The organism is uncultured Phocaeicola sp., assembly GCF_948499155.1.
Classification (GTDB): Bacteria; Bacteroidota; Bacteroidia; order Bacteroidales; family Bacteroidaceae; genus Phocaeicola; species Phocaeicola faecalis.
This window is the reverse complement of sequence record NZ_CAOOSE010000001.1, coordinates 373851-388957: the sequence shown is the minus strand read 5'-3', so window position 1 is coordinate 388957 and position 15107 is coordinate 373851. Positions and strand designations below refer to the sequence as shown.

Annotated in this window: 8 protein-coding genes; 2 read left to right on the top strand and 6 right to left on the bottom strand. The window is 41.0% G+C overall.

What is annotated here, in order from left to right; translation table 11 throughout:
- Window positions 1–71: 71 nt before the first annotated feature.
- Window positions 72–920, top strand: a complete 849-nt coding sequence (locus QYT14_RS01670) for an alpha/beta hydrolase (protein WP_288324159.1) — start codon at window positions 72–74, stop codon at window positions 918–920.
- A gap of 171 nt (window positions 921–1091) precedes the next feature.
- Here QYT14_RS01670 and QYT14_RS01665 read toward each other — a convergent pair whose 3' ends face one another.
- On the bottom strand, window positions 1092–1574 hold the full coding sequence (locus QYT14_RS01665) for a ferritin (RefSeq protein WP_237037964.1): 483 nt from the start codon (window positions 1572–1574) through the stop codon (window positions 1092–1094).
- 220 nt (window positions 1575–1794) lie between these two features.
- Between QYT14_RS01665 and QYT14_RS01660 the strand changes: the two genes are divergently transcribed.
- Complete coding sequence (locus tag QYT14_RS01660) at window positions 1795–2340, top strand: 30S ribosomal protein S16 (protein ID WP_237037965.1); 546 nt, start codon at window positions 1795–1797, stop codon at window positions 2338–2340.
- Between the two features lie 899 nt (window positions 2341–3239).
- Here the strand turns inward: QYT14_RS01660 and QYT14_RS01655 are convergent.
- From QYT14_RS01655 to ettA, 5 genes are all read right to left on the bottom strand, one after another.
- Window positions 3240–4631 (bottom strand): ExeM/NucH family extracellular endonuclease, encoded by a 1392-nt coding sequence (locus QYT14_RS01655; RefSeq protein ID WP_286079317.1) that lies wholly within the window; start codon window positions 4629–4631, stop codon window positions 3240–3242.
- A 144-nt stretch (window positions 4632–4775) separates the two neighbouring features.
- The gene (locus tag QYT14_RS01650; RefSeq protein ID WP_237037968.1) at window positions 4776–6659 is read right to left on the bottom strand and encodes a choice-of-anchor J domain-containing protein; all 1884 of its coding nucleotides are present in this window, start codon (window positions 6657–6659) and stop codon (window positions 4776–4778) included.
- Between the two features lie 19 nt (window positions 6660–6678).
- Entirely contained in the window at window positions 6679–9408 is a 2730-nt protein-coding gene (locus QYT14_RS01645) for a TonB-dependent receptor (protein ID WP_237037969.1), read from the bottom strand.
- Window positions 9409–9865: 457 nt separating this feature from the next.
- Entirely contained in the window at window positions 9866–13216 is a 3351-nt protein-coding gene (locus QYT14_RS01640) for a carboxypeptidase regulatory-like domain-containing protein (protein WP_288324158.1), read from the bottom strand.
- A 188-nt stretch (window positions 13217–13404) separates the two neighbouring features.
- Window positions 13405–15093 (bottom strand): energy-dependent translational throttle protein EttA, encoded by a 1689-nt coding sequence (gene ettA / locus QYT14_RS01635; protein WP_237037971.1) that lies wholly within the window; start codon window positions 15091–15093, stop codon window positions 13405–13407.
- Window positions 15094–15107 lie beyond the last annotated feature (14 nt).

Sequence of the window (15107 nt, the reverse complement as noted above, 5' to 3'; positions counted from 1 at the left end):
GTTTCGACACACCCTCCTCATCAAATAATTGCCCCCCAAAAAAACTGATAAACATGAAAAACTCAAATATAATGAAACGACTATTCATGATGAGCTTACTCGCAATATCCACCGCTCTGTCGGCACAACAACCAATAGTATTGAAACTGTGGCCCAATGGCGCTCCCAATACAAACGGCATCACCACCGAAGAGCAAGAATTGGAAAAGAACCGCATCTCAAATGTCACAGTCCCTACCCTCACCATCTACCCGGCTACCCGGCCAAACGGCCTTGCAATCATCATGTGTCCCGGTGGCGGATATGCTCGTCTGGCAATGGATCATGAAGGGCATGACATGGCACAATGGTTCAACACACAAGGCATTACCTATGCAGTATTAAAATATCGCATGCCCAATGGACATAGTGACATCCCTTTAAGTGATGCCCACCAAGCAATCCGTCTGATGCGCGAACATGCCAAGGTATGGAACTTCACCAAACTGGGAATCATGGGAGCATCTGCCGGCGGGCATTTGGCAAGCACCGCCGCCACACACTATACCCCCGATACACGCCCTGATTTTCAGATTCTTCTCTACCCTGTGGTCAGTATGAATCCCGTCCTTACTCATAAAGGCTCACATGACAATCTATTAGGTAAAAATCCGTCTAAAGAATCGGAAACACTCTACTCCAACGAACTGCAAGTAAAGTCGGACACTCCCCCTGCTTTCATCTTACACAGCAGCAATGATGGAGCCGTAGCGGTGGCCAACAGTATAAACTATTATATGGAACTAGTCAAGAATAAGGTTCCCGCCTCACTTCACACCTATCCCATCGGCGGACATGGTTGGGGATTCCGTGACAGTTTCCCATACAAACGCCAATGGACTGAGGAATTGGAACAGTGGCTAAGAAAAGAAATTCAATAAAAACGAAGGTGTGTCTAAACGCTCATACACTAAAAATCACAGAGATGTGTCAAAACTCCCTTTTTATCGAAATCACCCTCGCTACAACTACCTGTGGCGAGGGTGACTTTTAGTTTACGAGAGTTTGACACATTTACATTTGCAGACCTTCAAACATAAATATCATATTTCTTATTTTCTTGCTCCCAACTGTGCATCCAGATAGAACAAACCGGCTTCACCACCCAATTTGATTTTATCAACAATACCTTGCGCTGTAGCTTCTTCTTCCACTTGTTCGCGAACAAATCCCCACAAGAAGTCCTGAGAAGCCTTGTCTTTCTCACCGGCGGCAACATCCACCAACTTGTCAATCAGTTCAGAAACATGACACTCATGCTTGTAAACATGTTCAAATACAGCCAATGGTGACTCCCATTCTTGCGGAACGGAATCAATAGCACCCACTTTTGCCACACCGCCACGTTTCAAGACATACTGAGCCAACATATCAGCATGTTCATTTTCTTCACGAGATTGAGCTTTCATCCATGCAGCAAAGCCCTCATATCCTTTGGCCGCAAAGAAATAAGACATAGAAAGATAAAGGTTGGCTGACCACATCTCAGCCACAATCTGCGCATTAATAGCGTCTTGTAATTTCTGCGAAATCATAATTTTAGCTTTTTTAGTTAGTCACTTATCATAAATTATAATGGCAAATATAAAATTAAATTCAATACTTTACATCACTACAAAAGCTTTTTTTCTTGTTTTTTTTGAATAACACCACTTAAAGCTTTGTCATTCAAAAGAAAAGGTTTATCTTTGCATCCGCTAATACGAGATATTAGCATAAATTCAAATCATTAATTATAAAAACGTTATTTAGAAAATGGCAACTAAAATCAGATTGCAAAGAAACGGACGCAAAAGTTATGCGTTTTACTCAATCGTTATCGCTGACGTAAGAGCTCCACGTGATGGTAAATTTACTGAAAAAATCGGTACTTACAACCCTAATACCGACCCTGCCACAGTAGATTTGAATTTCGAACGCGCCCTTCATTGGGTAATGTGCGGTGCACAGCCTACTGACACTGTACGCAACATCCTTTCTAAAGAAGGTGTTTACATGAAGAAACACTTACTGGGTGGTGTTGCTAAAGGCGCATTCACCGAAGCAGAAGCAGAAGCTAAATTCGAAGCTTGGAAAAACAACAAACAGTCAGGTTTGGCTGCTTTGAAAGCTAAGCAAGAAGAAGCTAAGAAGGCTGAAGCTAAAGCTCGTTTGGAAGCTGAAAAGAAAGTAAATGAAGAAATTGCAAAGAAAGTAGCTGAAAAGAAAGCTGCTGAAGCTGCTGCTAAGGCTGAAGCTGAAGCTGCTGCTACTGAAGAAGCTCCCGCTGCTGAAGCAACTGAAGCTCCTGCTGAAGCATAATCCGCTCCTTTACTTCAAAAGAGTTAACTCCTCCGATTTATTCGGGGGAGTTTTTTTGTATGTATAAGTCCCATCTTATGGCTCAGTGCTAATTACAAGAGAGATAGCTTTCACACAGAATCTCCATGAACAGGAGGTTTCAACACTCATTATGTGTGAAAGAGGATTATATCAATTTTCCTGACGGACGGGATTCCCCTCACCGGCATCATTTCATCTTCCCTTCAAAAACTCTTGCTCGCTTCGGAAAACTCCAAGGTCTTTTTTGAAAAGTACTTTTTATATCAGACGATTGCTTGATTTGATACCGGCATTGTAACTCATAGTTCACACTTATCACCCACAGAATTTCCGGATTAATCCGATGTTGTCTCCTTCGGTTTTCAAACACTGCACACATCATGAACTCCCTAAGTCATTTCATTAGTCGGCCTAAGCGTTTTCGTCCTTTCGATTATGCCTGTCTATTAGTCAGATTACTACAGACTCCGGCAGTGGACTGTATAGTCCACTACGGCAGACCGTACAGTCCGCTGTAATGGACTGTAATAATCTTCCGTTTAAAAGGCCTTGGCTGACAGCAAGAAACGGCTTACTCTTCCCTTTGTGGGGGATACGTTATAAGGAGATAAAACAATGATTTAAATCCCCAAGAAAACAATGTGACCCATTACAAGGAAGAGATAGCTTTCACGCAGAACCCCCATGAACTGGAGGTTTCAACACTCATTATGTGTGAAAGAAGATTATATCAACTTTCCTGACGGACGGGATTCCTTTCACCGGCATCATTCCATCTTCTCATCAAAAGCCCTTGTCCGTTTCGAACAACTTCAAGGTCTTTTTTGAAACTTCAAAGCCTTTCTTGAAAACCTCCGGTTCTTTTTGAAAAGCACATTTTATTCAGTCAGTTTTAGACCTGTGATAATAGGATTATGGTCTGAATAACGATAAGGATTGGATTGATAAAAGGACGTATATTGATATTCAAAATAGACCGGTTCACTCGCATTAATATCCCAAGGTGCAGCACCGGTCACCTGCCCGGTCAATGTGGAGGAACTAAGAGAATGATCCAAGTAACCTACCTCACCCTGATAAACATAACTCCATCTGTCAGGAGCATACTTTTGCAATTCGTTAGTATAACCGGCCTCCGTAAATATGCGTACCGGATCTTCATTGGAATAACTGTTCAAATCTCCTACCACCAACACATCAGTGTCGCCGTAATAATTCTTCAGATTTTCATACGTAGCCAAGCAATCCTTAGCCTCTTGCACCCGTCGAAAATTGAACTGAGACTGACCATCCTGCTGATCTTTATCACCTCCGGTAGCATTATTGCCTGACTTGGATTTAAAATGGTTCATGGCCAGAATCACTCTGCTGCCATTCTCTTTCAACTCGAAGCATTGAGCCACATGACGAAGGGGCAGATATGTGCCTCCATAAGTTTTAAACTCCATGTAAGGAGATACCTTTTCTGTATTGTAAATAAAAGCATTCTTTGTATAACTCGTTATTTTCTTGTCGCCGCTGTCAATACCTCTATATTTACCGGTTACGCCACACTCCTCATTCAATGCCTGTACTAATTCATTGACCGAATAATCTCCCTCTTCTATTTCACAAACAGCATACACATCAGCATCCATTTCTTTCATCGCCGCCAATATTTTCTTCCGTTGCCTCTGAAAAGCGGCTTCATTTTTGGCCCCATTGCTATGTCCCCACATGGAAGGACTCGCCATATAATATTCAAGATTCATGCTGGCTACTTTCATATTATATTTTCCCACCTCAGGCATTTGCGGGCGGTCGTTCTTTTTTATAACCGGGCGGTCAGTAATAGTCAAAGCATAGTGATTCCCCGAAACAGACACCTTTCCTTTCAGATTCTCCAGCCTGGTTCCCACACGCAATGTATGGTTCTCGTCTGTCAATACAATGTCACCCGGAATTAGCAACAACTTATTTCTCATATTCTCTTCCAAAGCTTTTTTATAGTCTGAGCTACCCGGTGTCACTTTATCAGTAGGAGTCCGTAAAACTTGAGAAGAAAGAGTTATATTGCCTGTTGCCGACACTTTATAGGTAGCAGTAACAAACATTGCATTTTTTAGCGTTACTTCCTTCCCGAGCAATTCATCTGTAAAATCTTCGGGAAATAGATAAGCCTTTGTGACGGGTGCAGGTTCTGGTTCTAAAGCATCCTTTCCCTTACTACAAGATACCGCCAACAGGATTCCTGCTGTCCATATTATATTCTTAACGTTTAAAATCTTCATATACATCTCCTTTCAATAAAAAAAGGGATGTGTCAAAACTTCCCTTTTATCGAAATCACCCTCGCTACAACAGCCTGTGGCGAGGGTGATTTTTAGTTTATGAGAGTTTCGACGCACCCTCTACTTTTTCATTTCAACTCTTTATTATTCAACCTTTTTCATTGAATCTTCCACATACTCAAACTTACCATTACCAATCACTTTATAAACGGCTGTCCAATTAATGTTGGAACTACCGTCATAAATTACAAAGTTTACAGTATAGGTAACATCAATACCGTCTACAGGAACAGCATCTGCATGCATTTTCTCCAAAGCGGGGATAAATGCTTTCGGCAAACGAGCCATCACAGTTTCCGTAATCTTGGCGTCATCCATTCCTTCATAACCTTTGGCATACTGTTCGCGGAATTTGGCAGGACGCAAATCTATATTGTTCTGATATGCAGTAGCTCCGAAATAATATTCACTTCCGGTCGGAGAAGCATAGGTAGTGGTATATCCATCACCTTTCTTGGAAATGCCAAGTTCTTTTTGGTCGACATTTTCCCACACCCAATCTACTATAGCCTGATAATATGCAGATATATCAGCTTGGTCTCTACCATTCGGCAGGTTTACCACAACACTAGGATCGTAGTTCCATTTACCATTACTTTTTACATATTGTTCTGTTTTGGTTGTCATATAAGTATTCTTTCCCCAACGAGCATCGGCAGCAGAATAAATATATGAATCACTATAAGCCTTAACAGAACCGCTATAGTACTTATACACGATAATCTTTTCATCATCATTCAAAGGATAAGCCACCTTCTTCGCCAGATAAGCAGGTAAATAGTCCTCAGCCAAAACACTAGAGCTGAAGTTAAAGTTCTTGCCCGGTTCGCCCATTGCTGTATAATCATCCGGTGTCAGTACAAATACATCCTCATCACTTACCACATCCCAACCTTTTGCCGATTTTTCATAGAAAGCATATTGAGGTTCAGACTTAACCAGAACCGGAATGTCATTTCCTACGATAATATTATCGAGCTGGTAAGTAGTTGATTTCTTATCCTCTCCATTACCTACATACTTAAATGCTACACAAACACTTTTGCCTTCATAGTCCTTCAGTTCAACAGTTCCTGCCGGAGCCATCGTACCATATCCTTTTACCGGTTCTTGAGGAAGAGTAAACTCTGCTGTAATATCAGTCCATGTAGCCTTTGATACATCTTTTCCGTCAAAATCTGTCGAAATAAGAACTGACAAACAGTCCGCATTCCAATAGCCGACACAAACATCGAAAGCCAGTTTCTTCTTTGCATCGTCAATTTTAATAGACGGAGTCACCAGCCATGCTTCACAGGCTCCCTTTCCGTTAGCCGAATAACTGATATACTGATTATCACTATAATTTTTCACAGACCATTTAGCCCCTCCTGTCGCATTGACATACCACTTACTGATAGAAGTCACATCACCACCTTTCAATGATTCAAAATCATACGAAAAGACAGGGTCATCCATTTTCTGCGGCACAGCATTCGCATTATAATTATATTCTGCAAACACATGGCTTCCTTCTTTTGCATCAGGAAAAGCGTTATTCAAAACCTTATATAATTTTGAAGTCGTCGACTTATTAAGATATGCTCCATAATATCCGGCCCCATGAACAATCTTATAATCATCATTCTTCAACTTATAATAATCAATCTTATAAAACTTATCATGTTTCACCGACTTGTCTTCTTTATAATCGAATGTGATTTTAAAGCTGGAACCATCATCGGCTGAAGGATATTGCTTGGACAACCAATCAGGCAAATAATTCTGAGCTTCATCTGCAGCAGAAAAATACTGATTAGTCTTCGGGTTACCTTTCAAAGAAGCCCAATCTGTAAATGTAATAGCTCCCTTCTTTACATCAGTTGGCTTGCCAAAATCATCGAAGCCATCAAAGTTATCTTCATTATAGTCACAACCCACTAGAGCCAAGGCTATAAATGCACTATATAATAATGTATACTTTTTCATTATTTATCGCTTTTAGAATTTAGAAATTAATCTTCAATCGCAATGAGTATGTACGTCCAAAAGCATAGAATACACCATAAGCATTCTGCCATGTACCGTCTGCATCTGTTGCATTTACAATATATTCCTGATTGAACAAGTTATTAATGTTGCCATACAGTGTAGCCTTACAACTACCGATATTAAAACGATAGCTTGCATTAAAGTCAAACTGGCCTCCTGAAGGTATCTTCCAAGGATCTTTAAACGTCTTTACTCCACCTACAACCAAACTACTTCCACTCAATGCAAAGTCTGCATAGTTGTTTGCATAGAAGTTATAATCCAAGCCTGCCCGGAAACCATCAAGGAACTTCACTGTAGCCCCCAATGCACCAGTCAATTGCGCAGAGTCGCCTACCTTCACTCCCTTCAACTGAACTTCAGACTTAGCATGATCAGGCGCATATATATCAGAAGCAATCGTACCCTTCAAATCAGCCAAAGGCTGTCCTTGTCCATTATAATAATATCCGGTAGCATTACTATCCCACTGCCAATCACCTACAGAAAGCATACCATTAATAGTCAACCAACGAGTCGGCTCTGCAACGAAATCAAGTTCTACACCCATGTGGCGTGCATCAACACCTTGCATATTAATGCTATAACGATCTACCGGGTTACTATTTTCATCCAAAATATCGCCACCCTTTGTCATCGTCTTATCCATCCAACGAGTATAATATGCATTCAAATTGACATTCAACCAAGAAGAACGATATCCATAACCTAATTCTGCAGAGAATACTTTCTCATTCACGGCATTGGGATTGGTGGCATTACTTACTGCTGCCGACAAGAAAGCGCCATACGAGAAGAATGGAGCACGGCTGATATAACCGACATTAGCAAACACATTATGGTGATCAGTAATATTAAAGTTTGCACCACCCTTGGCCGTCCAACCAATGAAGTTTACAGTTTCCGATTCAGCATGCTGCTTGTCATAATAAAGACGGTCATAACGCCAATAACCGGTATTGGAGATAGAACCTGCCAAGAAAGCACTTAATTTATCTTTATTGTATTCTGCTTGTGCAAATACTCCTTCCTGCATAACATATCCATCATAGTCACGGTAAACCACATCACCTACGGTCAATTTCTCATACTTCCAGTTAGGATCTGCAGCCGCTGCATTATTGACAGCTTTTACATTTTTACGTGAATCATAATCTACATAATATTCACCACCATAAAGATCATTCAACTCATTGGTATGAGTACCTTTATAATAACGGAAGTCTACTCCGCCATAAAAATCAATATTCTCGTTTAACTTCGTAGTGAAAGTCGACAATAAACCGTACCAGTTATGGTAGTTTTTAGACTTCGACATAGCCAACATAGAACCGTTTTCACTCTGCTCATTGAGTTCCTGAATCTTATCATACGCAAATGTACCATCTGCATTGCGGAATTTTGTAGTCAGCTTACCATAAGAAGCGCCACGCCAATCTGTATAAGAATAACCAAACTCAGAGTTTCCTTGTCCGTTATAACCATTACCGCGGCCAATAGAAACATAAGCGACAGTACTCAAAGTAGATTTGTCATTTATCTGCCATTGATGGTTTAATGAAATCTGAGGCTTGTGGTATTCATTATAATTGGAAGATTTGCGTTCGCCGTTCTTTCCGAAACCATAAGATGGATTATAACGATATTCACTTTTGCCTTTCATATATTTCTTCACTTCCTGCCAACCCTGAATAGTCAAGCCGTCATAACTGCTACTACGCTGATAGTGGCTTTGAGGTGCACCAAAGGCAGTAAATGACAATTGATGAGCATCATTTAATTTCTTAGAGATATTAAGAAAATAGTTATAACCTTCAAAGTCTGTACCTTGGATATAACCATCGCCCCATTTCTTTCCTCCTAGTAAACTGATGGCCCATCCTCCTTTCATCATACCTGTAGAAACAGAGAACAAAATGCTGTTCATGCCATCGTTACCCATACCATAAGAAATAGAACCGCCTTTTTTAGCGTCTGTAGAGCGAGTTACAATATTTAAAGAACCACCGACAGAAGGAACTGATACCTTAGAAGCTCCCAATCCACGCTGCACCTGTGTGCTACGAGTGACATCACTCAAACCAGCCCAATTACTAAAGTAAACGCCACCCCATTCCATATCGTTTACAGGAACACCGTTTACCATAACTGCAATATTTTCTGTTTTGAAACCACGCAAGTTAATATCCGAATCACCGTAACCACCACCTTGTTTAGTGGCATATACTCCTGGAGTTGATTTTAATATCTCAGGAAATTCCATAGTACCGAGCTTCTCTTCGATGAATTCCGGTGCTACGGTAGATACAGCCACCGGAGTTTTACGAGCTACGGCAATGGATGAAGTCACCACAACATCCCCCAAAGTATGAGTATCCAAATCCATTTTGACTACTCCCAAATTTACTTCACCCCGCTGAGTTAGTTTAACAGACTTATCCAAGTAACCTAAATACTTAAATTCAATTGTTGCTTTAGCTGAAGTCACTTTCAATGTGAAGTTACCTTCATAGTCTGTAACAGTACCCAAGCCAGTACCGCCTACCGTAACAGTTGCACCAATCAATGGCTCATTGTTTTCGGCATCTACCACTGTTCCTTTTACCGTTGCCTGCGCACCAGCAGTAGCAGCAAAACACAATGTTAAGACTGCTAACATGAGGAAATGCTTTAGATGATTTCTCATAATTTTGTTTTTGATTAATAGTTAATAGTTAGAAACACTAAATAGATAACAAAGGTAGAAATTATATTCATATTAATTGCATTAATATTGCAATAATTAAAGGAGGTATGCGGATTTTCCCAAGGAGTATTAAGATTGTATTACATTTGCTAATGACCACAACTATACTTCTTTTACTGTATAGTGACCCACACACTTGAAAAAGCACTTCCGTTTATGCGGTTGAATGTCTTCTATCCGCTCTTCCGACATGGTTATCCCACAAAAAAAAGGGAGGTGTGTCAAAACTAAAATGCCTATCCAATCGTCAGCTGTAGGGGCAGGGTTTGCCTGCCCGAAGACACAAAGTAAACTGTTTTCGGGCGAGCGAACCTCGCCCCTACGAACAAAACGACAGTATTATTCACATTTTGACACACCCCCCTTTTTAGGAGTCCATCAATACGATGGAAGCAAATTAATTAAAAAGATAACGGACGCTGAACTGCACTGAATAAGTAGAATTTAAACTCATATAATCAGAATGTACAGAAGTCAGACGCTTACCATTGTTCTGCTGGAACTGATAAGCTCCGTTTTTATAGCTTAACAAAGCATCATTATTAATCTTTTTATAAGTTCCCCATTTACTGTTCAGGAGATTCAAGAAATTCTTAATATCAACTCCAACTTGCAACGTATTGCGTTTTCCGCCGATATTCATATAGAAGTCTTGCATAAACTTCAAATCCAGCTGATGATGCCAAGGCATTACTGCACCGCCACGCTCGGTATATTTACCTTTGCGTCCTTTCAGATAACTGTCATTATTAATATAGTTCCAGAAATCATCTCTTTGCATATCTGCTGTATAAGCCATCTTCTTGCCATTATCATCTTTAACTTCTGTTGCTTCGAAATTCCATGAATCCAATTCGTTGCGAGAAGCCGGAATGTAAAGCAAACTGTTGGCTTTGTCACCTAACACATTGCTTGAGAAGGTATAAGTATGACGAGCGCCACCATATCCCCAGCCATCATAACCGGTATTCATTCCTTCGTAAATCAAAGAAATGGCAGAAGCAAAATGCTTGGCATATTCCTTACGATATCCCACAGAGGCAATTATACGATGAGGAGAAACGTAGTTTCCGAAGCCTAATTCGTGAGCATTAATCGGGTCAATAGAATACATATTGTTTTTATATGCAGAACTGACTTGGTCGCCCACACCATCTCCATACGACTTAGCACAAGCATGAGTGTAAGCCACTGACATATTCAAACCAAAATCAAATCGCTTTGCCAACTGTGCTGTAATAGAATAATAATATGCACCATGAGGACCGTTCTCCAGCAGATAAGCGTCTTGTACACCGGGGTACTGACCTAGTTTATGACGCACATCATTATCGTTTAAGGCAACGGTTTCATCACTTACATAATAGTGAGGATTGGAAACCACCACCGTTTGCAGGTCTTTATTAAAGATACCTTCTAACGTGAAATCAATGTCACCCGGCAGTTTGGCATCAAAAGCCAAAGACGTTTTCCAAGTTGTGGGCATTGTCAAGTCTTTATCCAGAATGGTTGACTGATTGGAAGCCTTTAACTCTTTCGGCTTAAAGTTTCCTCCGTAAAGCTCTTGAAGCAAAGCTTTTCTATCCGAACCATGGAAGCTGGGAATAACTCCTGTAGCTTCTTCTCTCTTATTGAAGAAATAGCTGGTTTGTCCCACATTTGAATTTCCTACTGTCGAAACCAACCATACAAAAGGCATACGTCCGACATATATACCGGTACCGCCACGAAGCACATATTTGCGTTCTCCGGTCATATCCCAGTTAAAACCTACACGTGGAGATACGGTAATTTTTGCATCAGGAAGCTGGTCGGTCGAATAATGGATTCCATTATAACTTTGCTCTGCAAAGTCCTTATTATAATTATCTTTTAAAGAAGGATAAACAGGCAACTCAAAACGGATACCGGCGGTCAGCTTAAAGTTATCGCTAATATTCATCTGATCCTGCAAATATAATGAATGTTGCATGGTAGTCATTTTAGCCATAAACTGAGATAAATCTTCAGAGTTGGAATGCATCATACCAAATGCAGCCGGCTGACGATTGTTTACAAAATCATCCCATGATGAATATACATAATATCCATTACCTGCCTGCTGAAATCCATTGACGGCTTTGTTGTGTTCAAACTGATAACCTAAAACGAAGTTGTGGATACCCATATTATAAGAAGCTTCGTCCGTTACTACCCATGTCTTGGCCTGTCCCAAGTTACCTACCGTAAATACATCCGGACCGAAAGTAGCATATAAAGCACCATTTTCGAGAATATCCACAGTCGGGAAGTTGAGGTCGCCTTCGTAACTGCGAGGCTCATCCTGGAAAGAGTATGTGGCACGTAATACATTATTCAATCTTCCTTCCAACCACTTAGAGTTCCATTCGGCAGCATACGAAGTAAAGTTGTACTCCTTAAAATAACGGGCACTTTCAAAATACAAAGACCCTGCTTTGCCACGACCTGAACCTTTTGAAATACCATCTCCACCGGGATAAATATCATTGGCGTAAAGAGGAGAAGTAGATGAAGAAGGGCCTGAGTTGTCTTTAGAATGAGCACGGGTGAAACGGACATTCAATTTATGGTTATCATTAATATTCCAATCCACACGAGCTACTACTTTATAAGCCGGAGTCTTGATAGAGTAATTTTGATAACGACCCGGATTATAATTATATTTCTCCATTAAATAACTGCTCATATTATCCATACCTATCCAAGTGCGTCCACTTGCATCGGTTGTAGTGGTAGCAAAAGGACGATGAACAACATCATCAAAGTTAACCTGAGAAGCATCGGTACGTGCAATAGCTGTCGGGCCGGCACTCACGTTGTCCTCATATTCCCCATTCACAAAGAAAAACAATTTATTCTTAATGATAGCGCCACCAAGACTTGCACCATAAGTGTAATATTGAGATTTCTCCACATTTAAATTGGTATCTCCGATATGGTCTCCTTTCAGACTTTCATTAGACAAATAAGTATAAACTGTTCCCTTGAAGTCGTTTGTACCACTCTTGGTTACGGCGTTGATGGCACCTCCCGTAAATCCGCTTTGGCGCACATCATATGGAGTAACCGAAATGGAAACCTGTTCCAGCGCATCCAAAGAGATAGGAGAACCACCTCCCGGCAAATTCGAACCGATACCAAATGCATTGCTGAATGCCGCACCGTCGACTGTTACATACGATTGACGATAGTTACCACCGCCCACAGCAAAACCCGATCCGGTGGTATTGGCTCCCTGAGGAGTAAGACGCATCACATCATTCAGACTACGACTCACGGTCGGCACCAAAGACATGCGTTCGCTTCCAATATTGGTTACAGCTCCGGCACGGTCGGACTTCATGTTGCTGCTTTTGAATGCTGTTACTACAACTTCATCCAACAATTCTGAAGACTCTTTCAGTTGTGCGTCCAAGACATAGTTATCTCCCAACTGAAGATTGATGTCTTTAAAAATAAGTGTTTGATAACCGATGTACGAAATCTCTACTTTGTAAGGACCGCCGGCACGCATGCCTTGAATAGAGTAACGTCCATCAAAATTAGTAATTGCGCCATAGTGTGTTCCCGAAGGCTCATGAATAGCCTGAACAGTAGCACCGATAATGACCTCATTGTTTGTGTCAACCAATTTACCACTCATAGAAGAAGTAGTAACTTGTGCATTGACCGTAGCAGCAATCACTAGCATGACTGCTGATAAAAAAGATCGCATTCTTTTTACCATAAAACCTACTGAATTAATTAATATTATAATTAATGTCTTAAAAGACGTTGCAAAGATAGCAAATAAGAATGGGATATATACTACATTCTAATTACAAAATGGGGGGTTATAACAGAATAATGAATAAAAAACCCCTTAAAAGACAAAATCTCTTAAGGGGGAATCCGGCATGAAATATCAAATGCCCATCAATCTTCCATCAATTTGCGATAACGAACCCGTTTAGGCTCTTCATTGCCTAAACGCTTCATCTTATTTTCTTCATATTCAGAATAAGAACCCTCGAAGAAGAACACTTCACTGTTTCCTTCAAAGGCAAGGATATGAGTGCAGATACGATCCAGGAACCAACGGTCATGGCTGATAACCACAGCACATCCGGCAAAGTCGTCCAACCCCTCTTCCAATGCACGAAGAGTATTTACATCGATATCATTGGTAGGCTCATCGAGCAGTAACACGTTGCCTTCTTCTTTTAATGCCATTGCCAAATGTAAACGATTCCGTTCACCACCCGAAAGCATTCCACAAAGTTTCTCCTGATCGGCTCCCGAGAAATTAAAACGGCTCAGATAAGCACGCGCATTAATGTCACGTCCTCCCATTCGAATAAGTTCGTTACCTCCACTGATTACCTGATACACACTTTTATTAGCGTCAATATCTTTATGTTGCTGATCCACGTAAGCCAGCTTCACTGTTTCACCTACTTCAAAAGTACCTTTATCTACTGTCTCCAGTCCCATTATCAAACGGAACAAAGTCGTTTTACCGGCACCATTCGGTCCAATCACGCCCACAATGCCATTAGGAGGCAACATAAAGTTCAGATTGTCAAACAACAGTTTATCGCCATACGCCTTTGCCACTCCTTTGGCTTCAATCACTTTATTTCCCAAACGAGGACCATTCGGAATAAAAATCTCCAGCTTTTCTTCTTTCTCTTTCTGATCTTCATTCAATAGTTTATCATACGAGTTCAAACGAGCTTTACCTTTCGCTTGACGGGCCTTCGGTGCCATACGCACCCAGTCCAACTCGCGCTCCAACGTTTTACGACGTTTGCTGGCCGTCTTCTCTTCCATCTCCATACGTTTGGTCTTCTGCTCCAACCAACTGGAATAATTACCCTTCCAAGGAATACCTTCACCGCGGTCGAGCTCAAGAATCCATCCAGCCACATGGTCAAGGAAATAACGGTCGTGAGTGATACAGATAACCGTTCCTTCATATTGTTGCAAATGCTGTTCCAACCAATCGATACTTTCGGCATCCAAATGATTGGTCGGCTCATCCAACAATAAGATATCCGGTTTTTGCAACAACAAACGGCACAATGCCACACGACGGCGCTCACCTCCCGAAAGATTCTTCACCGGCTGGTCTTCGGGCGGACAACGCAAAGCGTCCATCGCACGTTCCAGTTTACTATCCAAATTCCATGCATCCGTCGAATCGATAATGTCTTGCAACTCTGCTTGACGAGCAAAAAGTGCATCCATCTTTTCGGGGTCTTCATAATACTCGGGAAGACCGAACTTATTGTTTATTTCTTCGTATTCGGCAAGCGTATCAACTATATTCTGCACGCCTTCCATTACGACTTCTTTTACTGTCTTATCATTATCCAAATGCGGTTCCTGTGCCAGATAGCCTACTGAATAACCCGGAGAAAAGACTACCTCACCCTGATAACTCTTCTCTAAGCCGGCTATAATCTTAAGCAATGTAGACTTACCCGAACCGTTCAAACCGATAATACCAATCTTGGCACCATAAAAAAAGGATAGGTAGATGTCTTTTAATACCTGTTTATTCGCCTGGAAAGCTTTACTCACGCCCACCATCGAAAAGATGATTTTCTTGTCGTCTGCCATATCTTTATATCTTA

Bases quoted from the DNA above. Each gene is read 5' to 3' on its own strand.
- QYT14_RS01650 (WP_237037968.1), bottom strand. From the start codon at position 6,659: ATGAAAAAGTATACATTATTATATAGTGCATTTATAGCCTTGGCTCTA.
- QYT14_RS01640 (WP_288324158.1), bottom strand. From the start codon at position 13,216: ATGGTAAAAAGAATGCGATCTTTTTTATCAGCAGTCATGCTAGTGATT.
- QYT14_RS01645 (WP_237037969.1), bottom strand. From the start codon at position 9,408: ATGAGAAATCATCTAAAGCATTTCCTCATGTTAGCAGTCTTAACATTG.
- QYT14_RS01660 (WP_237037965.1), top strand. From the start codon at position 1,795: ATGGCAACTAAAATCAGATTGCAAAGAAACGGACGCAAAAGTTATGCG.
- QYT14_RS01655 (WP_286079317.1), bottom strand. From the start codon at position 4,631: ATGAAGATTTTAAACGTTAAGAATATAATATGGACAGCAGGAATCCTG.
- QYT14_RS01665 (WP_237037964.1), bottom strand. From the start codon at position 1,574: ATGATTTCGCAGAAATTACAAGACGCTATTAATGCGCAGATTGTGGCT.
- QYT14_RS01670 (WP_288324159.1), top strand. From the start codon at position 72: ATGAAACGACTATTCATGATGAGCTTACTCGCAATATCCACCGCTCTG.
- ettA (WP_237037971.1), bottom strand. From the start codon at position 15,093: ATGGCAGACGACAAGAAAATCATCTTTTCGATGGTGGGCGTGAGTAAA.